The sequence below is a fragment of the Phocaeicola faecium genome (genome assembly GCF_014837055.1).
Lineage (GTDB): Bacteria > Bacteroidota > Bacteroidia > Bacteroidales > Bacteroidaceae > Phocaeicola > Phocaeicola gallinarum.
The window spans coordinates 800,896-823,550 of sequence record NZ_JACSPQ010000001.1 but is presented as its reverse complement, the minus strand read 5'-3'; the positions used below and the strand labels follow the sequence as shown (position 1 = coordinate 823,550).

The 22,655-nt window shown below is 53.3% G+C and carries 25 protein-coding genes; 9 read left to right on the top strand and 16 right to left on the bottom strand.

Going from position 1 to position 22,655, the window contains the following annotated elements; all coding sequences use genetic code 11:
- The 5 genes from H9626_RS03615 to H9626_RS03595 form a co-directional block, all read right to left on the bottom strand.
- Nucleotides 1-1,041: an N-acetylneuraminate synthase family protein gene (locus H9626_RS03615; protein WP_191709601.1), complete on the bottom strand. Its 1,041-nt coding sequence runs from the start codon at nt 1,039-1,041 to the stop codon at nt 1-3.
- Complete coding sequence (locus H9626_RS03610; RefSeq protein WP_225230868.1) at nt 1,041-1,787, bottom strand: cytidylyltransferase domain-containing protein; 747 nt, start codon at nt 1,785-1,787, stop codon at nt 1,041-1,043. Before H9626_RS03610 ends, H9626_RS03615 begins: the two co-directional genes overlap by 1 nt.
- Before the next feature lie 36 nt (nt 1,788-1,823).
- A complete protein-coding gene (locus H9626_RS03605; RefSeq protein ID WP_191709599.1) occupies nt 1,824-3,359 on the bottom strand; it encodes an oligosaccharide flippase family protein in 1,536 nt (511 codons plus the stop codon).
- A gap of 481 nt (nt 3,360-3,840) precedes the next feature.
- Nucleotides 3,841-4,590, bottom strand: coding sequence for a UpxY family transcription antiterminator (locus H9626_RS03600; RefSeq protein ID WP_225230867.1), 750 nt, complete (start codon nt 4,588-4,590; stop codon nt 3,841-3,843).
- 154 nt (nt 4,591-4,744) lie between these two features.
- Entirely contained in the window at nt 4,745-5,131 is a 387-nt protein-coding gene (locus H9626_RS03595; RefSeq protein ID WP_178256989.1) for a hypothetical protein, read from the bottom strand.
- 339 nt (nt 5,132-5,470) lie between these two features.
- Between H9626_RS03595 and H9626_RS03590 the strand changes: the two genes are divergently transcribed.
- The 5 genes from H9626_RS03590 (at nt 5,471) to H9626_RS03570 (ending at nt 9,649) form a co-directional block, all read left to right on the top strand.
- On the top strand, nt 5,471-6,064 hold the full coding sequence (locus H9626_RS03590; protein ID WP_191709598.1) for an LvrA C-terminal domain-related protein: 594 nt from the start codon (nt 5,471-5,473) through the stop codon (nt 6,062-6,064).
- A 264-nt stretch (nt 6,065-6,328) separates the two neighbouring features.
- Nucleotides 6,329-7,681 carry a replicative DNA helicase gene (locus H9626_RS03585; protein ID WP_191709597.1) on the top strand — a complete coding sequence of 451 codons (1,353 nt, stop codon included), beginning with the start codon at nt 6,329-6,331 and terminating at the stop codon, nt 7,679-7,681.
- Between the two features lie 248 nt (nt 7,682-7,929).
- On the top strand, nt 7,930-8,160 hold the full coding sequence (locus H9626_RS03580; RefSeq protein ID WP_178256992.1) for a DUF4248 domain-containing protein: 231 nt from the start codon (nt 7,930-7,932) through the stop codon (nt 8,158-8,160).
- 393 nt (nt 8,161-8,553) lie between these two features.
- Complete coding sequence (locus tag H9626_RS03575; RefSeq protein ID WP_178256993.1) at nt 8,554-9,018, top strand: HU family DNA-binding protein; 465 nt, start codon at nt 8,554-8,556, stop codon at nt 9,016-9,018.
- Nucleotides 9,019-9,187: 169 nt separating this feature from the next.
- A complete protein-coding gene (locus H9626_RS03570) occupies nt 9,188-9,649 on the top strand; it encodes an N-acetylmuramoyl-L-alanine amidase (RefSeq protein WP_178257017.1) in 462 nt (153 codons plus the stop codon).
- Nucleotides 9,650-9,717: 68 nt separating this feature from the next.
- Here the strand turns inward: H9626_RS03570 and H9626_RS03565 are convergent, their stop codons facing one another.
- Together H9626_RS03565 and H9626_RS03560 are read right to left on the bottom strand one after the other, a co-directional pair.
- Nucleotides 9,718-10,272: a 1-acyl-sn-glycerol-3-phosphate acyltransferase gene (locus H9626_RS03565; RefSeq protein ID WP_178256994.1), complete on the bottom strand. Its 555-nt coding sequence runs from the start codon at nt 10,270-10,272 to the stop codon at nt 9,718-9,720.
- A complete protein-coding gene (locus tag H9626_RS03560; RefSeq protein ID WP_191709596.1) occupies nt 10,269-10,550 on the bottom strand; it encodes a hypothetical protein in 282 nt (93 codons plus the stop codon). Before H9626_RS03560 ends, H9626_RS03565 begins: the two co-directional genes overlap by 4 nt.
- Nucleotides 10,551-10,701: 151 nt before the next feature.
- On the opposite strand from H9626_RS03560, the gene H9626_RS03555 reads away from it, so the two are divergent.
- Together H9626_RS03555 and H9626_RS03550 are read left to right on the top strand one after the other, a co-directional pair.
- Nucleotides 10,702-12,345, top strand: coding sequence for a diphosphate--fructose-6-phosphate 1-phosphotransferase (locus H9626_RS03555; RefSeq protein WP_178256996.1), 1,644 nt, complete (start codon nt 10,702-10,704; stop codon nt 12,343-12,345).
- Between the two features lie 139 nt (nt 12,346-12,484).
- Nucleotides 12,485-13,453, top strand: a complete 969-nt coding sequence (locus H9626_RS03550; RefSeq protein WP_178256997.1) for a glycoside hydrolase family 25 protein — start codon at nt 12,485-12,487, stop codon at nt 13,451-13,453.
- Here H9626_RS03550 and rsxA read toward each other — a convergent pair.
- Genes rsxA through H9626_RS03515 form a run of 7 tightly spaced genes read right to left on the bottom strand, consistent with a single transcriptional unit; the run spans nt 13,401 to nt 18,972 of the window.
- The gene (rsxA, locus tag H9626_RS03545) at nt 13,401-14,000 is read right to left on the bottom strand and encodes an electron transport complex subunit RsxA (RefSeq protein ID WP_178256998.1); all 600 of its coding nucleotides are present in this window, start codon (nt 13,998-14,000) and stop codon (nt 13,401-13,403) included. The two genes, H9626_RS03550 and rsxA, sit on opposite strands and share 53 nt — an antisense overlap.
- 37 nt (nt 14,001-14,037) lie before the next feature.
- On the bottom strand, nt 14,038-14,622 hold the full coding sequence (gene rsxE / locus H9626_RS03540; protein WP_178257018.1) for an electron transport complex subunit RsxE: 585 nt from the start codon (nt 14,620-14,622) through the stop codon (nt 14,038-14,040).
- A 25-nt stretch (nt 14,623-14,647) separates the two neighbouring features.
- Nucleotides 14,648-15,283, bottom strand: a complete 636-nt coding sequence (locus tag H9626_RS03535; RefSeq protein ID WP_191709595.1) for an RnfABCDGE type electron transport complex subunit G — start codon at nt 15,281-15,283, stop codon at nt 14,648-14,650.
- Nucleotides 15,280-16,266 (bottom strand): RnfABCDGE type electron transport complex subunit D, encoded by a 987-nt coding sequence (locus tag H9626_RS03530; protein WP_191709594.1) that lies wholly within the window; start codon nt 16,264-16,266, stop codon nt 15,280-15,282. Before H9626_RS03530 ends, H9626_RS03535 begins: the two co-directional genes overlap by 4 nt.
- 17 nt (nt 16,267-16,283) lie before the next feature.
- Nucleotides 16,284-17,621, bottom strand: a complete 1,338-nt coding sequence (rsxC, locus tag H9626_RS03525; RefSeq protein WP_191709593.1) for an electron transport complex subunit RsxC — start codon at nt 17,619-17,621, stop codon at nt 16,284-16,286.
- A gap of 50 nt (nt 17,622-17,671) precedes the next feature.
- A complete protein-coding gene (locus tag H9626_RS03520) occupies nt 17,672-18,523 on the bottom strand; it encodes a Fe-S cluster domain-containing protein (protein WP_178257002.1) in 852 nt (283 codons plus the stop codon).
- A 29-nt stretch (nt 18,524-18,552) separates the two neighbouring features.
- The gene (locus H9626_RS03515) at nt 18,553-18,972 is read right to left on the bottom strand and encodes a SoxR reducing system RseC family protein (protein WP_178257003.1); all 420 of its coding nucleotides are present in this window, start codon (nt 18,970-18,972) and stop codon (nt 18,553-18,555) included.
- Between the two features lie 508 nt (nt 18,973-19,480).
- Between H9626_RS03515 and H9626_RS03510 the strand changes: the two genes are divergently transcribed.
- Nucleotides 19,481-19,825: a HigA family addiction module antitoxin gene (locus tag H9626_RS03510; RefSeq protein ID WP_191709592.1), complete on the top strand. Its 345-nt coding sequence runs from the start codon at nt 19,481-19,483 to the stop codon at nt 19,823-19,825.
- A 124-nt stretch (nt 19,826-19,949) separates the two neighbouring features.
- Here the strand turns inward: H9626_RS03510 and H9626_RS03505 are convergent, their stop codons facing one another.
- Nucleotides 19,950-20,522 carry a flavodoxin gene (locus tag H9626_RS03505; RefSeq protein WP_178257006.1) on the bottom strand — a complete coding sequence of 191 codons (573 nt, stop codon included), beginning with the start codon at nt 20,520-20,522 and terminating at the stop codon, nt 19,950-19,952.
- A 162-nt stretch (nt 20,523-20,684) separates the two neighbouring features.
- Between H9626_RS03505 and hisB the strand changes: the two genes are divergently transcribed.
- Nucleotides 20,685-21,806 carry a bifunctional histidinol-phosphatase/imidazoleglycerol-phosphate dehydratase HisB gene (gene hisB / locus H9626_RS03500; RefSeq protein WP_191709591.1) on the top strand — a complete coding sequence of 374 codons (1,122 nt, stop codon included), beginning with the start codon at nt 20,685-20,687 and terminating at the stop codon, nt 21,804-21,806.
- Nucleotides 21,807-21,836: 30 nt separating this feature from the next.
- Here hisB and H9626_RS03495 read toward each other — a convergent pair whose 3' ends face one another.
- Entirely contained in the window at nt 21,837-22,550 is a 714-nt protein-coding gene (locus tag H9626_RS03495) for a DNA alkylation repair protein (RefSeq protein ID WP_178257008.1), read from the bottom strand.
- Nucleotides 22,551-22,655 lie beyond the last annotated feature (105 nt).

The window sequence follows — 22,655 nt, the reverse complement described above, 5'->3', positions numbered from 1 at the left end:
TTATTTCAGATAATCGGGATAAATAATTTCATTGGCAGGAATATCCTTTGTTGCGATTTTACCTGCTACTTTGTCTAAGTCGCTCCATTTATATCCGTCGCCGGGACTGAGCATGTGCAAATCTTCCTGACAGATAACGCTGCCTGCCTTGATGAAGTGTTTGGAGGCAATGGAACGCTCTAATTTTTCTTTTGCCGAAGCTACGGCAGGGTCGATGTAAAGTTCCTCTTCGCCTAACCAACGTTCGGCAATACGGATGTCGCGCACCATTCTCAGTACACCGTCCGGACCTAATGAGCCTGCTTGGTCAGTTCCTTTCATTCTGCGGTCGATGGTGATATGCTTTTCTATGATTTCTGCACCCATGCCCACTGCCACGGTAGGAGCAGCAATTCCGATGGTATGGTCTGAAAAACCGATTTTATATTGTCCGTAATGCTTTTTCAGGTAAGTAATGGTTTTCAGATTCAAATTATCGGGATGTGTGGGATATTGCGATACACAATGTAGGATAGATATGTTGGAGTGGTAACGGGTGATAATGTCTAAAGCTTCGTCCAGCTCTTTTTTTCCTGCCATGCCGGTCGACAGGATGATGGGGATTTTTGTTTCTGCCAGTCGTTCAAGCAGAGGCAGGTTTGTCAGGTCTCGGCTTGCAACTTTCAGGTAGTCGGGAGTGAACAGTTTGAGAAGCGATAAACAGCCTATGGCGCAAAGGGTTTCTACGAAATCCAGTCCCAAAGACTTGGCATATTTATATACCTCGAAGTGTTCCTCATCGGTCAGTTCAAGGAAAGCACGGTGTTCGCCGTATGTACGTCCGAACGAGTTTGGGGTGTCGTATATGCGGTTCATCTGTGAGGTGGTAAGTTCTTCCGACAAATCTCTTTTAGTCATCTTTACAGCGTTCATCGGCTTTAAATCCAAGTTGAACACTTCTTCTTTGATAGGGCGTGCTATTAATTCGACGATTAATTTAGCTATATCCACAGAGCCGTTATGGTTCTGTCCTATTTCTCCAATAATATATGTTTCTTTCATTATTTTGAATTTTTAGAGATTTCTTGTTTCATTGTTTGATAATATTGCGGATGGATGTCCAGATAACCGATGATATCGGCTATGGTAGGGTAGGCTGTAGTCTGAACCAAGTCGGCATAAACAGCCTGTGCGTTTTTAAAGTCGGTTTCGGTGTCAATAGTCAGCCGGATATCGCTGTGTCTGATAAGTTCTTCCGGCGTGTTTAACAATTTGATTTTGAACTGTTCGGGGTGAGTGTAGATGTAATTGGTTACATGCTCGTGATACAAAGCCTCGTTGGTGAGCGATGCCACTTTCCGAAGCGCGTCCAGTGTAACATATTCCGTCCAAAAGCCATAATGTGTTTTGATGGAAGGAGTTCCGCCCACGTTAAAACTTACGTAGTCAAACTCCGGATTGCTCGTTACGTAATTTATCAGTTCTTGGATGGATTTCAGTTCCAGAAACGGATTGTCCGAACAAATGCGGATAAGCCGGTTAGCTCCGAAGTGTTCGGCTGCTCCTATGAACCGTTGTAGCACGTCTGTTTCCGAGCCTCTGAAAAAGTCGACACCTCTCTGTTTGGCAAATTCCTCCAATGGATTATCATTCTCTGATGTAGAGGTGGCTAATATGATGTCAGTTCCGGCTATCTGTTTCAGTTTCTCGATTAATAGATCCAATATTGATTGGTTTTGGAAAAAAGGCTTCAGGATTTTTCCGGGCAGCCGTGTAGAGCCTAAACGTGCCTGAATTAAAAATGTCATGTTCATAAATCTTTTGATCTAAAGGTGAGACAGAATTTATTTGCTTTTATGAAATTTCTTTTTGATGAAATCATAGATGTAAGTTCTTTCCTTCGGGCTGATTCCGATGCTTCCGATGGTTATCACGGATATTCCGATGGTCAGAATAATGCTGACGATAATTCTTGTAAAACCGGGTGTCAGGCAGGATACACATGCTTCTACAAGGGCAAAAGTTATCAGATAAACAGAAATCACTCTTGCCAGCACTTCTTTACTGTATCGCTTGATGTCGAATCCGATTTGCCGTTTCGCGTTCCACAAAATGGATAGCGAAAACAATACCGACAGCCCCACCGAAACCACATACGGCAGCAGGGCGTTTTCGGGGAAAGCCAACAGTAGAACGTAGGATATGGGGATGTTACACAGCAGAATCGTACTCGACGAAATCTGATATTTCCTTATCTTGTTTGCTGCTTGGTAGGCGGCGATGACTTGGTTTGAGAGCGTCTCCACCAATATGGTGGCAATCATCAGACGGGAAATCTCGGTGGCAAGCTGGGGGACGTTGTGAAGCCACAGCGCAAGTATCGTTTGGGTTTCAATCAGCAACGGGATGCTCAGCAGCATCAGCAGGTAGTAGGCAAACTTGCTGCTCACGAATATCAGTTGCCACATATCTTCCGTCTGGCGGGCGGCGTAGAGCTTCGTGATTTGCGGACGGGTAGCCATGTAAACGTTATTGATAAACTGGTTCAGCGCACCGTTAATCTGTTGGGCGATGGCATGGGCGGCGTTCAGCAGCGGACCGAAAAACAGGTTCATGATGATGTTGATGCCCTGCATACGCGATATCATGGCTATCGAGCCTATCATGTTCCAGCCCGAATAGCTCAGCAGGTCTTTGCGCAATGCGGGGTCTAACGAAAAGCGCAGGTGTCTGCACTCGGCGAAATTCCTGCGGCAGTACCACACGTAACTCAGCAAGATAAGCAGTTGGGCAGAGCAAATCATGATGGCGTATGCCGTCAGGCGGTCGGTGTGGATGAGCGGCAACAGCAGGGCTATCCCCAGTTTCACAAAACATTCTACGATGCTTATATAAGCAAACAGGTTCATCCGTTCGTGGGCGATGACGGCAGCAGTAAACGGTATGTTGGCGAGGCTGAACAGAAAAGCCACGATAGCCGACTGTAATACCCAGTTGGCGGCTTCCATCCTTTCGGGCGGCACGGTCATTTTGTAGTTTAGGAAGAGCGTGCCGGCAAGTTCCAACACAATGAAAATCCCGACGGCAATAATCAGGTAAATAGACAGCGTGGTATTAAACACGCTTTTCAGTTTCTTTTCGTCGTTCCGTCCCAGTTCGAACGATAAAAAGCGTTGTGAACCGGATGCCAGCGAACCGCCGATAAATGAAAACATGGTAACTACGCCTGCCGTAACGTTGTATATTCCGTAATCTTCCGTTCCTAATGCGTTCAGGATAACGGGCACGGTGTACAGTTGGACGAACATCAATACAATCATCCTCACATACAGCAGCATCGTATTTTTTGCTATACGTTTGTTATTCGAAGTTTTATCCATAAAAAAAATCCGGAGGCATCCGCCGTGTGCAGATGTCTCTGTATAATGATATTTGCTTGAGATTATTCTTACACGTTTTTTATTTTTTTCACCGCAGATATATTTTTCACCGCAGATTACACAGATTTTCGCAGATATTTTTTCACCGCAGATTACACAGATTTTCGCAGATGAGAATAATATAAATATATCAATCCGCGCTAATCCGCGTGAATCCGCGTTTCAAAAAATAATAATCTGTGTAATCTGTGGTGAGCTGTTTTAGTTAATAAATTCATAATCAACCCATGCCGTGCCCTGACTCCGTGCGGAGTGCCTGCCGGGTGATGTCTCGGTGTTGTTATTTTTTACTGTTTTCTTTCACCGCAGATTACACAGATTTTCGCAGATGAAAAAATAATAAAATTATTAATCCGCGCTAATCCGCGTGAATCCGCGTTTCAAAAAATAATAATCCGTGTAATCTGTGGTGAATGGAAAATCATTCGATCAGTTCGCACCACGTGTAGCTCACCTTGATGAGCGTGGTGCTCTGCGGCATCTGTATGGCGATGTAATGCTTTCCGCCATAGCGCACGAAGGTTCCCGTCACGCCATACAGCGGGCCCGGTTTCACGATACGTACCGGCGTGCCCTTCTTGCCCTTCAGCTTTTCGGGGTTCACGAAGCGCGTCCCCTCGATGTCGGGGTTGGTGGCACGGATGAAGTTCTGCATCTCCGCCTCGCCCACGGTGCAAAACCCGTTTCCCGCCCGTTCGCGCTTCAGGAAGTAGACGGGGTGGGGCGATTCGCGCACAAAGCGGCGGCACCATTCCTCGTCGTACCGGCAGCGGATGAACAGCAGGTTGTGGATGGCGGGTACAAGCGTGCGCCTGCCCTGTTCCGGATCGCCGTGGGCTTCGTGCAGCTCGTAGCTCATGGGTATGTAATACTCGATATGTTTCTCTCGCAGGTATTCGCCCACCAGCAACTCTTTGTTGTAGATGGTTTGCAGGGGCATCCATACCGTTTCGCTCAGGATGTTTTCCGTCATTCGTATTTGTTCGGGTTCGGTGTTGACTGTTTGTGGTGAGGTTTTTCGTGGGATAGGGGTGTTCCTCTTTTCCCTGCGCTTCGCGTTGTTAGCGCAGGTTCTTGTCCGTCTTTCCCTGAAGATGAAGCCTGCCTGCGTGCCGCCTCCGTATAGGAAAGCCTCCCACAGTTGCTGCCACGGGGTCGTACTTCGGGGCAAAGGTACGCAAAATATACTGAAATCCGAACACAAAACCCGAATAATTCAAACATCATTAGAGATTGTTATGACTTCGGGCAGTGTGTCCGGATTTTTACGGCTTGGGTGTGCGGGTGCTTCCGCAAGCGTTCCGCCTCCCGTGCCGACAAGCGGTTCAACGCTTGCGCTTGCGTTTTTGTGCCAGAATTTTCTCCTGTCCCGGTTCCAGCGGCGCGTCGGGGTCGGCAGGCTGTATCACGAGGTCTTTCCCCTCGCGGCAGCAGTGTATCACCGCCTGTAACAGCGCGTTCAGGTTAAGCGTGAAGTTCATGGCTTGGGTGAGGAAGAACACTAATCTTGCCATGGTTTCAAACTTATAGTTATGCCGTTTGGCGTAGAGCGTCCGCTCGTGGCATCCGGTGGCGCTGATAACGCGCGCTTTCGGTATGTCCGCCGTTTTATACATTTTGTCAAAAAATAAGTGGACGGTACTCATCCACGCCTCAAGTTGCTCCTTGCTTACTTCGCAGAAAGGCAATAGGTCAGTCTGTTTTTTAGCCATGTGTTACGTAAAATATTTTCGGTTTTATCCTGCCCTGTAAGGCAGGGTTTGTTTGATAAAAAATCTCCATTTTTGCGGCGTAACACATAACCTCTTGTTGGGAAATCGAGGTTAAAATTAAGAAAAATATCAATACGAACGTTCTTTGCCGGCAAAGAATCTTCCGTTGCTTATTATTTCTTTCTTTTATATAATAAATAGAGAGGGTGGTACGGCAGGTGGTACACTTGCGTAACACCTCTCCGAGTAATAACCTGAGCGCGAAGCAGTTGAGTGGTCCATTTGAAATGTTAAAGTGGGTCAGACGGTGGTTCGCCTCGCAAAAACTTTTAATGATTGATGATAACGAAAGTTATGCAATCGCCGGGGAATCAGGGATTTATGGTAGTTCCCCGCAACATGTTGGGAGAAATGTTTCATGAGTTGGGCGAAGAACGTCCGTTAACCGACACCGAAGCATACCTGTATATGCTTTACACGGCTTGTTACACCGAGCAGCCCCAGCTTCACCGGGGCGAGATGCACATTTCGGTGCGCCGCCTTTCGCTCCGTTTGGGGTGGGGGCGGACACGTACGCGCCGCTTTCTTGCCGCCTTGCAGCGTGAGGGAATCATCCGCTACACGCTTACAGGCGATGGGGTGAGCATCATCATGCTGCATTACAACAAGCTGTGCCGCATGGAGTGTGGTCCGAAGCCGGGCGTGAACCGCAGCGACGAAAAGTTCGAAGAATTCTGGCAGGTTTACCACGAGCTTACCCAAATGCCCGCCGTCGACAAGGAGATGGCGCGCCGGGCGTGGTCGAAACTGAACGCCTACGAGCGCGGGGAGGCACGCAAAAACATCGAGTGGTATATCTGTGAGGTGGGAGACATGCGGCGCCTGCGCTCGGCTGCCGGCTATCTGGCACGGCGCAGCTTTGTTATCAACTGATTTGTTTTTCACCACAGATTACACAGATTATACAAATTATTATTTCACAATAAATCCGATGTAGGGGCGTATCGCATACGCCCGAATACATCCACGTTTATGTCTTTTCACCACAGATTACACAGATTTCCGCAGATGAAAAAAATAAAATTATTAATTCGCGTGAATCCGCGTAAATCCGCGTTTCCACCTCTATATGCAAAATAATAATTTGTTTAATCTGTGTAATCTGTGGTGAATAAAAAAACACACACATAACACACTATGGAAAATTCAGCATCAGAGATTGAGGAAGCCGTTCTGGGAGCATGTCTCTTGGAACGCGGGGCGCAGGACACGGTATTGAAACGCCTGCGCCCGGAGATGTTTTACGTGTCGGCACATCAGGCAGTGTTTCGTGCCGTGGCTGCGCTCTACGGGCGCGGCGAGGGAGTCGACATGCTTACCGTGACCGAGGAGATGCGGCGCTCCGGTACGCTCGACGAGGCGGGCGGGGCGTACCGCGTGGCAATGCTGGCAGGGCGCGTGGCGTCGGCGGCACACATCGAGTATCACTGCCTTATCCTTCAGCAGTATTACCTGCGCCGGAGGTTGGTGCAGGTGCTCTCGGAGCAGCTCAAGGCGGCGGGCGACATGACGAACGACGTGTACGACGTGGTTATCGCCGTGCAGCGCGAGATTGCTGCCTTGCTCGACGACTCGGAGGTGGAAGACCACCTGCACGACATGCCGGAGGTGATGGACCGCACCGTGCGCGAGGTGGAACGCAGGCAGGCGCTGTCGGTGGGCGGACTGACGGGGGTGCCCACCGGTCTGGCGGAGCTTGACGCGCTGACGGGGGGATGGCAGCCGGGGAACCTGATTTTCACTGCCGCGCGTCCGGGCGACGGGAAGACGGCTATCGACCTCTTTTTTGCCCGCAAAGCGGCGATGGCGGGGATTCCCGTGGCGTTTTTCACCCTTGAGATGACTGCCGCCGAGGTGGGCGAACGCTTCGTGCTGGCAGAGAGCCGTGCCGACCCGCTGCGCATGAAGCGGGGGCAGCTGACCGACGAGGAGCTGGACGACGTGCGCCGGACGGCGGAGCGGATGTCGGCGCTGCCCATCCACGTCGACGATACGCCTTACATCAACATCGACCAGCTGTGCATCATCGCCAAAGGGCTTCAGGCGAAGGGGCGGCTGGGACTGTTGTTCGTCGATTACCTCCAGTTGCTCGAAACCGTGTCGAAGGGGCGCACGCGCGAGCAGGAGGTGGCAGAGTGCAGTCGGCGGCTCAAAGGCTTGGCTCGTTCGTTAGGCTGTCCGGTCATCGTGTCGAGCCAGCTCAACCGTCAGGTGGAGGGGCAGCGTTACGGCATCCCGGAGCTGCGCAACCTGCGTGAGAGTGGCGCCATCGAGCAGGATGCCGACATGGTGGTGATGCTTTACCGTCCGGAGCGTTGCGGGTTCCACACCGAGAAAGATTCGGGCTATCCTACCGAGGGCTTGGGCGTGGCGATCGTGGCGAAGCACCGCAACGGCAGCACCGGCAAGGTGTATTACGGATATAACCCCAGCATGACGCGCATCGGAGAGTACGAGCCGCCCGCAGGGTGGATTAAAAAGCTATTGTAAACTGTGTGTGGGGCTTGAAACGCAGATTCACGCAGATTTCCGCAGATTTTTTTATTTTAATTTTTAAACACAGATTACACAGATTATCGCAGATTAGGAAAATAATAAATTTATCAATCCGCGTGAATCTGCGTTAATCCGCGTTTCCAAGTATACACCGCAGATTACACAGATTTTCGCAGATGAGAAAAATAATAAAATTATTAATCTGTGTAATCTGTGGTGAAAAAATAAAAACAAAATCGACTATGTTAGAACCAGAAGAACCTTTTCGTTTGCGTGTGTACGGCAAGTCGGAGCTTGCCCGGTTGTATTTTCCCAACAGTCGCCCTGCCACGGCGATGCGCAACTTCCAGCGGTGGATAAACCACTGTCCCAGCATCGTGCAGGGGCTGAGCGAACTGAACCACGACAAGCACCGCAAGTATTACCTTAAACCCGAAGTGGAAGTGATTATCCGCGGACTGGGTGAGCCTTGAATCTTTTTGTTTCTTTCACCGCAGATATTTTCTTGTTTATTCACCACAGATTACGCAGATTTTCGCAGATGGAAAAAATAAAATTATTAATCCGCGCTAATCCGCGTGAATCCGCGTTTCCAAGTATACACCGCAGATTACACAGATTTCCGCAGATGAGAAAAATAAAATTATTAATCCGTGTAATCTGTGGTGAATCCGCGTTTCCATCTCCATACGCAAGAAAAAAATAATTTGTTTAATCTGTGTAATCTGTGGTGAAAAAAGAAAAAAAGGAAAGAACCACGACCGCACGCGACCGTTCGCGACATAGCCGTTTCCCGGCATTGTATCTTTGCATCGTAATAAAGAAATCGATGTTTAACCAACTAAAAATGAAAGGAGAACAGAGCTATGGAAAAATTAGTGACCTACTCGCTTGCCGCACGTAAGAACCCCCAAGACCCCGACTCGCCGCCCAAGTTTTACGCACGGGCTCAGGCACGCGGGGTGATGAGCATTGAAGAAATCGCCACGCGCATCCAGCGTGAGTGTACCGTGACGCGACCCGACGTGGTGGCGGTGCTTACGGCGCTTGAGGAGGCGGTGAGCGACGGACTGAAGTGTGGTGAGATTATCCGTCTGGGAAGCCTCGGCTCGCTGCAAGTCAGTCTGGGCAGCGAGGGCAGCGACACCGAAGATGCGTTCACCACGGGCATGATTAAGCGCAAGCGCATCTTGTTCCGTCCGGGGGCGGTGCTGCAAGACGCACTGAAGACGCTGGCGTTTGAGCGCGTGAGCACGCTCGACCGTACCGGCGGCACTGCAGACGGCGGCGAGGAAGAGGAGGGAGAACCCGACAGCGGACTGTCTGCCTGACTCCTCCCGGCCCTGTCGCCCGGTGCGGCGGGGCTGTCTGCCTTTTTTTTTGACGAACCACAAACACCATGTAAAACACACGTATGATGAAAAGTAAACTGAAATGGATTATTGTCAGGGTGATAAAGTGCCTGCTTTGCATCCTCACCGGAAAAAGAAAGGAGTGCGAATGAGGGAAATCGACACGATTGTAGTCCACTGTACGGCTACGAGGGCGGATGTACCGCTCTCGCCCCACGCGCTGGACGCCATGCACCGCCGTCGCGGGTTCGACGGGTGCGGCTATCATTACTACATCCGCCGCGACGGGCAGATCTGCTCCATGCGCCCCGTGGAGCGGACGGGTGCCCACGCCAGAGGATTCAACGCCAAGAGCATCGGCATAGCCTACGAGGGCGGGCTGGATGCCGGCGGACGTGCTGCCGACACGCGCACCCCGCAGCAACGCCATGCGCTGTGTGTGCTGGTAAGGGTGCTGGCAAAGGATTACGGGATTAAGCGGGTGGTGGGACACCGCGACCTCAGCCCCGACCTCGACGGCGACGGCACGGTAGAGCCTCACGAGTGGACGAAGCAGTGTCCGTGTTTCGACGTCTCGCGCGAAGTCCCGGAGTGGCTCGGCAAAGCATGACGCGCCGCCGCGCGTAAGCACACGATGAACCTTTCGCCGTGCGGGCGAAAGCAAGGGGAAGCCCCCGGTCAGCAGTCGCCCACGTCGAACCGCTCCGGATGCTTCCCCTTGAAGTTTTTGAAATACTGTTTGATTTCGCGCATGTCATTCTCCACATCGCCCGTGGGGATGAGGTAACGCTCGGCGGTGATACACTTCCGCTCGTAGTCGACCCCCACCAGCACGATGGGAATCTGCGCCCCCAGCGCGATGTAGTAAAAGCCCCGTTTCCAGTTGGGGTTGGCAGAGCGCGTGCCCTCCGGCGTGATGGCGAGGTGGAACTCGTCGCTCTCTTTCACGCGGGCAATGAGCTGGTCGACCATCGACGTATGCTTGTCGCGATACACCGGTATGCCCCCCATGCTCCGGAACCATCCGCCCAGCGGGAAGAAGAACCACTCTTTCTTCATGAGGAAGCCCGACTTGCGCCCGATGGCGTTGATGAACAGCTTCCCGATGAAGAGATCCCAGTTGGTGGTATGCGGTGCGGCACAGAAGATGCACTTCTTGAAGTCGGGCACCCCTACCACCGCTTTCCACCCCAGCAGCCTGTGGTAGATAAACCGGCTCAGTGCTTGCTTCATGCCTCGGCAGGTTGGTCGTACAGCTTGTCAAGCGCCGCCTTCATCCCCTCGGCAAAGTCGTTTCTCAGCTTCTGGTAAAAGAGCTTCGTGCTTCCCGGCTCGGTATGGCTGATGCGGCACACCAAATCTTGGAACAGCACGGCAAGGTCGGCCATCACCTCGGCAGCCTTTTCGCGCTGTTGCTGGTTTTCGGCGGCAGAGGCTTCTACCATACACAGGTATAACATTGTTTCGTATGCATTCTTGATGCGTTTTTTCAGATTTTTTCTACTTGCCATGATTCTTAAAAAATTAAAGTTTGCAGTTTTTCATGGGTAAAGGTAAGAAAAGTTTATTACTTTCTTTCGTATTTCCGAAAAAAAAACGAAATTTGCAGGGATTCAAAGCAACCGACTTTTTTACACACCTTATATATAATAATTAAGAATCATGACAAAAAGTGCATTACAAATCGCAAGAGCTGCTTATCAGCCGAAATTGCCAAAAGCCTTAAAGGGCGCGGTGGTAGCAAAAGAGGGCGAACCGACCCAGTCGGTAGCCGACCAAGAAGCTATCCAGAAACTGTTTCCTAACACTTACGGAATGCCTTTGATTCAGTTCGTTGAAGGTGAAGCCAAAGAATACGCTCCGATGAACGTAGGCGTTATCCTTTCGGGCGGACAGGCTCCGGGCGGACACAACGTAATCTCTGGTTTGTTCGACGGTATCAAGAAACTGAACCCCGCCAACAAGTTGTATGGCTTTATCCTCGGCCCGGGCGGTTTGGTAGACCATAACTATAAAGAACTGACTGCCGACATCATCGACGAATACCGTAACACGGGTGGATTCGACATCATCGGCTCAGGACGTACCAAGCTGGAAAAAGAAGACCAGTTTGAAAAGGGATACGAAATCTTGAAAGAACTGGGCATCAAGGCGCTGGTTATCATCGGCGGCGACGACTCGAATACCAATGCCTGCGTGCTGGCTGAATATTACGCTGCGAAGAACTACGGCGTACAGGTTATCGGCTGCCCGAAAACCATCGACGGCGACTTGAAGAACGAAATGATTGAAACTTCTTTCGGTTTCGATACGGCTTGCAAGACTTACTCGGAGGTTATCGGTAACATCGAACGCGACTGTAACTCGGCTCGCAAATACTGGCACTTCATCAAGCTGATGGGACGCTCGGCTTCTCACATCGCGCTGGAATGTGCGCTTCAGGTTCAGCCGAACATCTGCCTTATCTCGGAAGAAGTAGAGGCTAAGAACATGTCGCTCGACGACGTGGTTACGTACATCGCAAGCGCTGTGGCTTCACGTGCTGCCGATGGCAACAACTTCGGTACGGTGCTGATTCCGGAAGGCTTGATCGAGTTCATCCCGGCTATGAAGAAGCTGATTGCCGAACTGAACGACTTCCTTGCCGTAAACGCTGAAGCATACGCTGCGGTAGAACCGAACCAGCAACGCCAGTACATCATCGACCACCTGACGGCTGAAAATGCTGCCGTTTACGCTTCACTGCCCGAAGGCGTGGCTCGCCAGCTGACACTCGACCGCGACCCGCACGGAAACGTACAGGTATCGCTCATCGAAACCGAAAAGCTGCTGTCTGAAATGGTAGGCAAGAAACTGGCTGCATGGAAGGCTGAAGGCAAGTATGTGGGCAAATTCGCTGCTCAGCACCACTTCTTCGGTTACGAAGGACGCTGCGCTGCTCCGTCGAACTTCGATGCCGACTACTGCTACTCACTGGGTTACACGGCTTCAATGCTGATTGCTAACGGCAAGACGGGTTACATGTCATCGGTACGCAACACCACGGCTCCGGCTGAAGAGTGGATTGCAGGCGGTGTGCCTATCACGATGATGATGAACATGGAACGTCGTCACGGCGAAATGAAACCGGTTATCCAGAAAGCATTGGTGCGCTTGGATGGTGCTCCGTTCAAGGCTTTTGCTGCCGTACGCGACACTTGGGCTAAGGAAACCGCTTACGTATATCCGGGCCCGATCCAGTACTTCGGTCCTACGGAAGTATGCGACCAGCCTACGAAGACCCTCCAGTTGGAGCAGGCTAAGTAAATAGAATACTTTTTTTATTATTTGTAAGAAACACCATTCATCAGGCACGAATTGCGTGAGTACCGTGCGGATTTGCGTCCGTGCGGCTCGGCGGAATTCGTGCCTTAAATGAATCCTGAAATCCCTGACTGATATTATCATGACCAAAGAACCGCCCATATTGGTGGTGAATAAACCTCGACAGACAACGACACGCTCACGCAAGGCTGCACCTGCCAGACGCAGGGAGGCTGCACCGCGTAAGGGAAATGCAAAACGCGGCAGGAAGAAAAAAGGCGGAGAGCGCAAACGGAATTTCCCCTCATGGGCGTATTACCTGATGATGGGGGCGGTGGGGGTTATCCTGTTGGCAGGGTTTTACTATTTCTTTATCCGCCCTTATGCTTACCGCTGGAAGCCCTGCTACGGAACGAAGGCTTACGGCGTGTGTCTGCCCTACGGCTACAGCGTACACGGGTTTGACATCTCGCACCATCAGGGACGCATCGACTGGGAGAAGCTGCGAGGCGTGCAGCAGGCTCCGTTTCCTGTGAGGTTCGTATTCATGAAAGCATCGGAGGGGGGAGATTTCAGCGACACGGCTTTCGTGCGCAATTTCGATGAAGCACGCCGCGTGGGATTCATCCGCGGTGCCTATCATTTCTATAATCCGAAGACTTCGCCGGAGCGTCAGGCGGACTTCTTCATCCGTTCGGTGAAGCTCGAACCGGGCGACTTGCCTCCGGTGCTCGACATCGAGACACGCCCTGCCGACGCGCGTAAGCTGCGTGCCGACCTCAAGAAGTGGCTCGACCGCGTGGAGCGTCATTACGGCGTGAAGCCTATCCTGTATACCTCGTACAAGTATAAAACGCGCTATCTGAACGACTCGCTGTTCAACTCATATCCTTACTGGATAGCACATTATTATGTCGACTCGGTGGCATACGAGGGCGAGTGGAAATTCTGGCAGCATACCGACGTGGGCACGCTGCCCGGAATTGATAATCAGGTAGACCTGAACGTGTTTAACGGGACGATGGCGGAGATGGACTCGCTGCGCATCAAGCCTGTCATCACAGACCAAACAGGGCAGACAGACCCTTGTCGACTCCCGAAAAACCCATAAACGCCATAGCCAGCAGTCCGGCGGTAATCAGGGCGATAGACATGCCTTGCATCCCTTTCGGGATATTGACGAGGCTGAGCTGTTCGCGTATGCCGGCAAACACGATGAGCGCCAGCGCAAATCCCAGTGCGGTAGAGAAAGCGTAAACCACACCCGTAAGCAGGTCGTAATCGTTTTGAATCACCAAGATGGCAACGCCAAGGATGCAGCAGTTGGTGGTAATGAGCGGCAGAAACACTCCGAGCGCCTGATACAGGGCGGGCGATACCTTTTTAAGAATGATTTCAACCATCTGAACCAGTGCGGCTATCACGAGGATAAACGCGATGGTCTGCATGTAGGCCAGCCCGAAGGCATCCAATACAAATTTCTGAATGACATACGTTACGATGGTGGCAAGCGTAAGCACGAACGCCACGGCTGCCCCCATGCCCATGGCGGTTTCTACCTTCTTCGACACGCCGAGGAACGGACAGATGCCGAGGAACTGCGACAGCACGATGTTATTGACAAACACTGCCGTGATAAATATCAAGATGTATTCCATACTCAGTTTCTGTTTTTATGATAGATGTAACAATGCGTTATGCCTTGCGCAGGCGGTTGACGATGGCTATCAGGTAACCCAGTGCGATAAACGCTCCCGGAGCCAAGACGAATACCAGCATCCCGTACTGTTCGGGCAGGATGGTCATGTTAAACAGTTTGCCTGTGCCCAGCAGCTCGCGCACGCCGCCTAAAAGCGTCAGTGCGATGGTAAAGCCCAGCCCGATGCCCAGCCCGTCGAAGAACGAGGGGACAGGCCCGTGCTTGCAGGCAAAAGCCTCGGCACGCCCCAGCAGGATACAGTTGACCACGATGAGCGGGATGAACAGCCCCAGCGTGGCATACAGCGCCGGCACGTAAGCCTGCATCACCATCTGAAGCACGGTTACGAACGTGGCGATGACCACCACGAAGATGGGGATGCGCACCATGTCGGGCACGAGGTTCTTGATGGATGAAATGGCAACGTTCGAACACACCAGCACGAACATCGTGGCAAGCCCCATGCTCATGCCGTTGATGGCAGACGACGTGGTGCCCAGCGTAGGACACATGCCCAAGAGCAACACAAATGTGGGATTCTCTTTGATAATCCCGTTCATCAATATTTTGAAATTATTCATCATAATACGATTCCTCCTTCTTTCTTTATGGATTGACGGTAGCCCCGCTCGTGGCATCAGTCTGTCCGGTAGCCCCGCTGTGTGCGTCTACCGGCTGGTTGGTGTAAGCGGCGTAAGCAGCGTTTACGGCTCTCAGGAACGCCCGTGTGGTGATGGTCGAAGCGGTGATGGCATCAATCTCGCCCCCGTCTTTGCTCACCGTGAGCGGTTTCTCGCCCGGATTCTTTCCGGTGATGTCTCCCTTCGCCCCCTTCTTAAACCAGTCTGCCGCCTTCGAGCCTAATCCCGGCGTCTCCGAGTGGCTCAGCAGCGAATAGTCGGTAATGTTACCTTCCTTGTCAAATCCCACCAGTACGGTCAGCGTGCCTCCGAACCCGTTTGCCGACGATTCTACGGCAGCACCTACAAACTCGCCTCCCTTCGTGGCACGGTATACCTTGTAGGCAACTCCCTCTACCTCCACCGTTTCGGGCGAAGCGGCAGGGTCGTTGTCGAACGGCGGAACCACCACGGCGATGGCGTCGCTCAGCGTCTTGGCGTTAGCTTGTGCGATAGGCTCAGCCGTCACGCTGTTCACCCATCCCAGCAGTGCCCCGGCAGCCACCGAAAAGCCCGTCAGCGCCAGAGCCATGTTCTTTAAAGATGATGTAAGTTTCTTCATTTCTTCGTTACCTCCCCGAAACGTTTTGGTTTGCAGTACGTATTAATCAGCGGCGTAAAGGCGTTCATAATCAGGATGGCGAACGACATGCCTTCGGGGTACGAGCCGAAAGCGCGGATTACCACCGTGAGGAACCCGATAGCCACTCCGTAGATAATCATCCCCTTGTGGGTCATGGGCGAGGTCACATAGTCGGTAGCCATGAAGATGGCGCCCAGCATCAGACCTCCGCTCAGCAGGTGCTGGACGGGCGATGCGTACACCGGGTTCGCCCAGTGCATCAGTCCCGCGCAGACGAACACCGTGGCGAGGATAGACACCGGGATGTGCCACGTGATGATGCGCTTCCACAGCATGTAAGCCAAGCCCAGCAGCAGGGCAAGCGCACTGATTTCGCCCAGACAGCCCGGAGCGTTGCCTATGAACATGTCCCATGCCGAGGGCAGTTGCGACAGCGCGTCCGCGTCGCCATGTATCGCCTGCTTCATCAGCGCCAGCGGAGTAGCCCCCGTTTCGGCATCGAGATACTCGGCCCACTGTCCTGCCCGCGGCCACGAGGTCATCTGTACGGGGAAGGAAATCAGCAGGAACACACGTCCCACCAGCGCGGGATTAAACGGGTTGCACCCCAGTCCGCCAAACGTCATCTTGCCCACGCCGATGGCCACCAGCGCCCCGATGATTACAATCCATACCGGGAGGTTCGACGGCAGGTTAAACGCCAACAGCAGCCCCGTAATGGCCGCCGACCCGTCTGTCACCGTCGAGCGTTCGCGCCGCAAGATATATTTCGTGATAGCCCACTCGAAGAATACACACGCCGCCACCGAGGTGAGCGTGACGATAGCTGCCCCCACGCCAAACACCAGCAGCGACACCAGCAGCGCAGGTATCAGCGCAATGATTACGCCATACATGTTCCGCTTCACGCTGTCGCCCCCGTGTACGTGAGGCGATAATGATACGATAAATTTATTTGCCATAATAATCAGTGTGTGAGTTATTTTTTAGCATTACGTGCGCGAACGATGGCGCCCACCTTGCCTTTGCCTAAACGGATGTAGTCGAGCATCGGACGGTGCGACGGACAGGTGAACTGGCACGAGCCGCACTCGATGCACGAGAGAATCATTTCATGCTCCACGCGCTCCCAGTCGCCGCGCGCCGAACACGTGGCAAGCAGGTAGGGTTCAAGCCCCATGGGGCATACGCTGACGCACTTGGCGCACCGGATACACGGCTGGGGTTCTGCCCTGCGTGCCTCCTCGTCGTCCATTATCAGTACGCCCGAACTGCCTTTACACACGGGCGCGTCCAGCGTGGCGAGCGCCTTGCCCATCATCGGGCCGCCGCTTATCACCTTGCCGGCATTGTCGGGCAGTCCGCCTGCCGCCTCGATGAGTTGGCTCACAGGCGTTCCGATGCGCGTAAGGAAGTTCGACGGATGTTTCACCGACCGCCCCGTGACCGTCACCACCCGCTCAAGCAAGGGTTTGTTTTTCTGCACCGCCTCGTAGACGGCATACGCCGTGCCCACGTTCTGCACCACCGCTCCCACGTGGATGGGGATGGCAGGCGGCGCCGGAACCTGACGTCCGATGATGGCGTCGATAAGCTGTTTCTCGCCTCCCTGCGGGTACTTCATCTGGAGCGGAACCACCTCGATGCCCGGATGCGAGGCAGCCTTTTCGGTGAGCAGCCGGATGGCATCCGCCTTGTTCGCCTCGATGCCGATGTACGCCCGATTTACCTTCGCCGCACGCATCAGCAGCTCCACGCCCACCAGTATCTGGTCGGGCTTTTCAAGCATCAGCCGGTGGTCGGCAGTAAGATACGGTTCACACTCCACGCCGTTGATTATCACACACTCGGCACGTACTCCCGGCGGGGGAGAGAGTTTCACGTGGGTAGGGAAGCACGCGCCTCCCATGCCCACCACGCCTGCGTTTTTTATCTTCGCTATGATTTCTTCCGAACTCAGGCTGCACGCGCTTACCAGCTCCGGCGAGCGGTCGATTCCGTCTTCCCACTCATCGTCTTCCACGTCGATGAATACGGCAGGTTTGCGGTATCCGCTCGCGTCGGTCACGCTGTCAATCTTGCTCACCGTGCCCGACACCGACGAGAACACCGCTGCCGACACGAATCCGCCCGCCTCGGCTATCTTCGTCCCCACCTTAACCTTGTCGCCCCGCTTCACTATCGCCACGGCAGGTGCGCCGATGTGTTGCGACAGCGGGAACACCGCCTGACGCGGAAGCCCCAGCACCTCGATTGCCGCCGCTGCCGACAGCTTGTTTTCTGCCGGATGCACTCCGCCTATTCTGAATGTTTTCACTGTACTATATCTTTATTGGGTTAGTTACTTTGGTCTTTTTTTCCCGGTTGTCACGCCTCCGCCTCGGCTTGTGGTTTCGCCTTGCGCGGAGGGAAGTTTACAGCCACGATGGTTCCCTGCGGACATTCCAGCTCGCACTTGCGGCACGCCTTACACTTGGCAGGGTCGATGTACGCCAAGTTGTCTTTCAGCGTGATGGCCTCGAACGGACACGTCTTCACACACTTGCCGCAGCCGATGCACGCCGCCGCACAAGCCTTCCGTGCCACCGCTCCCTTGTCTTTGTTGACACACCTTACGTACACCCGGCGGTTGTTCCGTCCCTTCGGGCGAATCTCGATGATGTTTCGCGGACACGCCTTCACGCACGCCCCGCACGCCGTACACCGCTCCTCGTCCACCTCCGGCAGTCCCGTTTCGGGGTTCATGCGCAGTGCGCCGAACTGACACGCCTGCACACAGTCGCCACATCCCAGACAGCCGAACGTACAGCCCGTTTCGCCTCCGTACGTGGCATGAGCCACGGCACACGAGCGCACGCCGTCATACTGCGTGAGGCGCGGACGGTTTTCACACGTGCCGTTACACCTCACCACCGCCACTTCCGGCTCGGCAGCCACCGGCTCCAGTCCCAGAATGGCAGCCACCTTGTCCATCGTAGGCTGTCCGCCCACCGGACATAGTTTCCCATCCAGCGAGCCCGCCTTGACGCACGCCGCCGCAAAGCCCGAACAGCCCGGATAGCCACATCCTCCGCAGTTTGCCTGCGGAAGCACCTCCGCCACCCGGGCGATGCGCGGGTCTTCGTTTACGGCAAACCGTTTCGATGCCACATATAAGATGACTGCCGCCACCAGCCCGATGGCGCCTAACGAGATGATTGCTATCAGAATAGAGTTCATAGTATGATGAAGTTAGTTTGTTTGAATGGTTAATTGACAGATTCTAAGGTAAACACAAAGCTGCGTCCCAGCCACCTCCGGCAGAGGCGCAGGGCGAGGTAATAAGGCACAAGCATTGCCAGCGCCACCACTGCCGACAGCGGTTCGTTGCCTCCCGTGAGCTTCATGGCGGCAAAGAGCGATGCCACCACCACCGCAAAGGGCAGTGCGAAAGCCCATCCCACCGCCTTCATTCCCATCGAGGCAGCTCCGCAGATCACCACCTCCTGTCCGGCGCGGCAGGGAATCCCCCGCTCGTTTCTCACGTCGATCAGCTTTTCTTTTGTTTCCGAGGCATTGCAGTGTGCCTTCGCGCTACACGCCGCACACGCCGATGTCTGCCTGATGCGCACCTTGAGCCGCATCCCGTCCACCTGTTCTACAACCCCCGTATGTTTTATGTTTTTCATCGTTTTTGCAAACTGAAGATTACAACTAAAGGCAAATGTAGCAGAAAAATTGTTTCGGTGGTCAAGGTTTCGGGGAAAATGTTGCAAAAAAGTATAAAAATGCGCAAGCAGGCATTTTTCTCGCGTTGAATCAAGAAAAAAAACACCTGCTTGCGTTGTCCGGTTTTAGCCGGAGCAGCCCTTCTTCTTACGGGCAGTGTCGCCCCTCCTTATTCGTAGTATCCGGGCATGGGGTGCGATGTTCCGCCTCCATTGGATTCATGTCGAAATAATAACTTGTTTAATCCGTGTAATCTGTGGTGGAAAAAACATAAACGTGGTTGTATTCGGGCGTATGCGATACGCCCCTACCTTGTTGATGTTGGATATAAAATGTTCGCTTTTTTTGCGAATGTTGGGAAGGGTTCGTAAATTCGTATCGAATTTAAGGAACACATCAGGGACGGAGAAACCGTTGCTACGATATGTAATATAACAAATTTGTCAAACCATTATAAATAAATTGATTATGATAACCATTCAAGGAATTGACCCCAATATGATAGCAGGCAATCTTGAGCCGGCGTTTCCCACGCATCCGGGGGAAATCTTGAAAGAGGAAATCGAATGCAGGGGGATTTCACAACGGAAACTTGCGGAGCAAATGGGCATAGGATATTCTGTTCTGAATGAGATACTCAACGCACGTCGTCCTGTTACAGAGAAGACGGCTATGATGTTTGAAGCGGCTTTAGGAGTGGATGCCGAACCTCTGATGCGACTTCAAATGAGATACAACATGCGCATTGCTAAAAAAGACAAGTCGTTCATGCAGCGTTTGGAGAATATCCGAAAGGTTGCAGCAGTGCTTTGAGTGTGTCTGCCTGCCGCCGGATAGCTTGTAGGGGCGTATGGCATACGCCCGAATACAACCCACGGAAATAAGTGTGTGTCCGAGGGCGTATGCCATACGCCCCTACCTTGATAACTGCCTTTTCTTATTTTTGGTAAGATTTTACCCACTCGCCGAGGCTGTTGCTGTCGGTGTGGTTCAGCAGTTTGCCCTCTTGCCAGTTTAAGTCGGGATAAGTAGTTTTCAGCGTGCTTACGCTGTGGCTTATTCCGCTTCCGCCCGACGTGGCAAAGGGGATGAGCGTTTTTCCCTTCAGGTCATGACGCTCGATGAACGTGTTGATTACGCGCGGCGCTTGGTCCCACCAGATGGGGTAGCCGATGAAAACCACGTCGTAAGCGGCTACGTCGGGCGTTTGTGATTCTTTCAGTTCGGGGCGCGACTGGGGATTGCTCATTTCCACCGAGCTGCGCGAGTGCTTGTCGTTCCAGTCGAGGTCGGCAGCCGTGTAAGCCTCCTGCGGCGTAATCTCGTAAAGCGTGCCGCCCGTGATGCCGGCAATCTGCCGCGCAACCTTTGCCGTGGTTCCGGTGGCAGAGAAGTATGCCACCAGCGTGCGAGGTGTTGTTGTTTCCATGTTCCGTTTCTCCTTGTTTTGTGCGCAGGCGGTGAGGCATATAGCCATCGCCGCTGCAAGTGTCAGTAAAATTTTGTTCATGGCGTATCGTTAGGCTTTATTGATGAATAGTGCAAAGATAAGCGGTTGAATCCGAAAAAATGTAACTAATTTACTGACTATTGTACCAGATTTACAGCTTTTCTGCCCCTTGTTTCGCTTTTTTGTATTACATTTGCTCTCATTACATAACAGATTATACGCATGAAAAAAGTTCTTTTTATCGACCGCGACGGCACGCTGGTCATCGAGCCGCCTGTGGATTATCAGCTCGACTCGTTCGAGAAGCTGGAGTTTTACCCGAAAGTGATGCGCAACCTGTATTTCATACGCCGGAAGCTGGACTTTGAGTTTGTGATGGTGACCAATCAGGACGGGCTGGGGACGGAGGCTTTTCCGGAACATACGTTCTGGGGGGTGCATAACTTGGTGATGAAAACGCTGGAGGGCGAGGGGGTGACGTTCGACGAGGTGTGTATCGACCGCTCGTTTCCTGCCGATGACGCGCCCACGCGCAAGCCGCGCACGGGGATGCTGACGCGCTTTATCGGGAATCCGGACTATGACTTGGCGGGGAGTTTCGTGATTGGCGACCGTGCCACGGATGTGGAGTTGGCGCGTAATCTGGGGTGCCGTGCCATCCTCTTGCAGCCCGACAAGGCGGTGCTGGCGGGTACGGGACTGGAGGATGTGTGCGCCCTTGCCACTACCGACTGGGACCGCGTGGCGGAGTTTCTGTTTGCCGGAGAACGCACGGCGGAGGTGCGCCGCACCACGAAGGAGACGGACATTTACATCCGTGTAGACTTGGACGGGGCGGGGAAGTGCGACATCCGTACGGGATTAGGATTCTTCGACCATCTGCTGGAGCAGATAGGCAAGCACGGGGGGATGGACCTTACGGTGCATGTCAAGGGAGATTTGGAGGTGGACGAGCATCACACCATGGAGGATACGGCGCTGGCGCTGGGTGAGTGTCTGCGGCGTGCGCTGGGCGACAAGCGGGGCATCGAGCGTTACGGCTTCTGCCTGCCGATGGACGACTGCCTGTGTACGGTGGCGCTCGACTTCGGTGGACGCCCGTGGCTGGTGTGGGATGCTGAGTTCCGCCGCGAGCGTATCGGCGACGTGCCCACCGAGATGTTCTTCCACTTCTTCAAGTCGCTGAGCGATGCGGCGATGATGAACCTCAACATCCGTGCCGAGGGCGTGAACGAGCATCACAAGATAGAGGGGATATTCAAGGCACTGGCGCGCAGCCTGCGCATGGCGGTGCGGCGCGATGTGTATCACTTCGAAGTGCCGTCGAGCAAGGGGACGCTGTAAGGGGCGGGGCGTTCCCTTGCGCGGGGGCGGTTACTGCTTGCGTTTCATCGTGCGGATGACTTCTTTCGTGGGTGCATCTACGCGATACGACTCGATGATTTTCTGCAACGCCTTATTATAAGTAAATGTGTCGAGGCGGTTGTGGCGGAGGTAATCCATCGTGAGGGTGGGGAACTTGACGAAGCACACCGACAGCGCCCACGCCACCGCCATCTTCACGTAGTAACCTTCGTGGCGGATGTCGTCGAGGCAGGAGAGGAGTTCGGCAATGTGAGCCTCGTCGGTGAAAAGGCTCATCGCCATCACCACCCCGAAGCGCACCTCGTATTCGCCCTCGGCACGCATCCATTCTTTCAGATACTCCCACAGGCGGTCGGCATGGGTGGCGATGAACTTCTTCCCGCCGCCGAACTTGAACGTGTCGCATACCGACCAGCTGTTGATTATCCATACGAATTTCGTTACGCGGTGCAGATACACCTCCACGTCGGCATCGGGTTTCACACAGCCCAACACCATGCCTTGCAGCATCCGCTCTTCCATGTAAAACGTGTCTGCCGTGTCAAGGTAAGCCTCCCAGTCGGTGCGGGCGATGCGTGCCGCCAGCCGGCGCAAGGCAGGTATGCGGATGCCCAGCACGTGTTCCACTCCCGGATTGAGGCTCTCGGTGAACGGTTTGTTGCCTTCTTCGGCAAGGCGCAGCAAGTGTTCTTTAACGGTCAGCCCGTCTAACAGATATTCCATTGTTCCGATAAATAAATGATTGATTATTATACCGTAGGGACGTATCGCATACGCCCGAAAACACCCACACGGATTAAGTTGGTGTAATCGGGGCGTATGCGATAC

What these genes read in the sequence shown, in the direction of transcription:
- H9626_RS03510 (WP_191709592.1), top strand. Translation starts at nt 19,481, where the DNA reads ATGATAACCATTCAAGGAATTGACCCCAATATGATAGCAGGCAATCTT.
- H9626_RS03610 (WP_225230868.1), bottom strand. Translation starts at nt 1,787, where the DNA reads ATGACATTTTTAATTCAGGCACGTTTAGGCTCTACACGGCTGCCCGGA.
- H9626_RS03605 (WP_191709599.1), bottom strand. Translation starts at nt 3,359, where the DNA reads ATGGATAAAACTTCGAATAACAAACGTATAGCAAAAAATACGATGCTG.
- H9626_RS03575 (WP_178256993.1), top strand. Translation starts at nt 8,554, where the DNA reads ATGGAAAAATTAGTGACCTACTCGCTTGCCGCACGTAAGAACCCCCAA.
- H9626_RS03580 (WP_178256992.1), top strand. Translation starts at nt 7,930, where the DNA reads ATGTTAGAACCAGAAGAACCTTTTCGTTTGCGTGTGTACGGCAAGTCG.
- H9626_RS03550 (WP_178256997.1), top strand. Translation starts at nt 12,485, where the DNA reads ATGACCAAAGAACCGCCCATATTGGTGGTGAATAAACCTCGACAGACA.
- H9626_RS03515 (WP_178257003.1), bottom strand. Translation starts at nt 18,972, where the DNA reads ATGAAAAACATAAAACATACGGGGGTTGTAGAACAGGTGGACGGGATG.
- H9626_RS03505 (WP_178257006.1), bottom strand. Translation starts at nt 20,522, where the DNA reads ATGAACAAAATTTTACTGACACTTGCAGCGGCGATGGCTATATGCCTC.
- H9626_RS03595 (WP_178256989.1), bottom strand. Translation starts at nt 5,131, where the DNA reads ATGGCTAAAAAACAGACTGACCTATTGCCTTTCTGCGAAGTAAGCAAG.
- H9626_RS03560 (WP_191709596.1), bottom strand. Translation starts at nt 10,550, where the DNA reads ATGGCAAGTAGAAAAAATCTGAAAAAACGCATCAAGAATGCATACGAA.
- rsxE (WP_178257018.1), bottom strand. Translation starts at nt 14,622, where the DNA reads ATGAATAATTTCAAAATATTGATGAACGGGATTATCAAAGAGAATCCC.
- hisB (WP_191709591.1), top strand. Translation starts at nt 20,685, where the DNA reads ATGAAAAAAGTTCTTTTTATCGACCGCGACGGCACGCTGGTCATCGAG.
- H9626_RS03585 (WP_191709597.1), top strand. Translation starts at nt 6,329, where the DNA reads ATGGAAAATTCAGCATCAGAGATTGAGGAAGCCGTTCTGGGAGCATGT.
- H9626_RS03570 (WP_178257017.1), top strand. Translation starts at nt 9,188, where the DNA reads ATGAGGGAAATCGACACGATTGTAGTCCACTGTACGGCTACGAGGGCG.
- rsxA (WP_178256998.1), bottom strand. Translation starts at nt 14,000, where the DNA reads ATGGAATACATCTTGATATTTATCACGGCAGTGTTTGTCAATAACATC.
- H9626_RS03565 (WP_178256994.1), bottom strand. Translation starts at nt 10,272, where the DNA reads ATGAAGCAAGCACTGAGCCGGTTTATCTACCACAGGCTGCTGGGGTGG.
- H9626_RS03495 (WP_178257008.1), bottom strand. Translation starts at nt 22,550, where the DNA reads ATGGAATATCTGTTAGACGGGCTGACCGTTAAAGAACACTTGCTGCGC.
- H9626_RS03535 (WP_191709595.1), bottom strand. Translation starts at nt 15,283, where the DNA reads ATGAAGAAACTTACATCATCTTTAAAGAACATGGCTCTGGCGCTGACG.
- H9626_RS03530 (WP_191709594.1), bottom strand. Translation starts at nt 16,266, where the DNA reads ATGGCAAATAAATTTATCGTATCATTATCGCCTCACGTACACGGGGGC.
- H9626_RS03520 (WP_178257002.1), bottom strand. Translation starts at nt 18,523, where the DNA reads ATGAACTCTATTCTGATAGCAATCATCTCGTTAGGCGCCATCGGGCTG.
- H9626_RS03590 (WP_191709598.1), top strand. Translation starts at nt 5,471, where the DNA reads ATGATAACGAAAGTTATGCAATCGCCGGGGAATCAGGGATTTATGGTA.
- H9626_RS03615 (WP_191709601.1), bottom strand. Translation starts at nt 1,041, where the DNA reads ATGAAAGAAACATATATTATTGGAGAAATAGGACAGAACCATAACGGC.
- H9626_RS03555 (WP_178256996.1), top strand. Translation starts at nt 10,702, where the DNA reads ATGACAAAAAGTGCATTACAAATCGCAAGAGCTGCTTATCAGCCGAAA.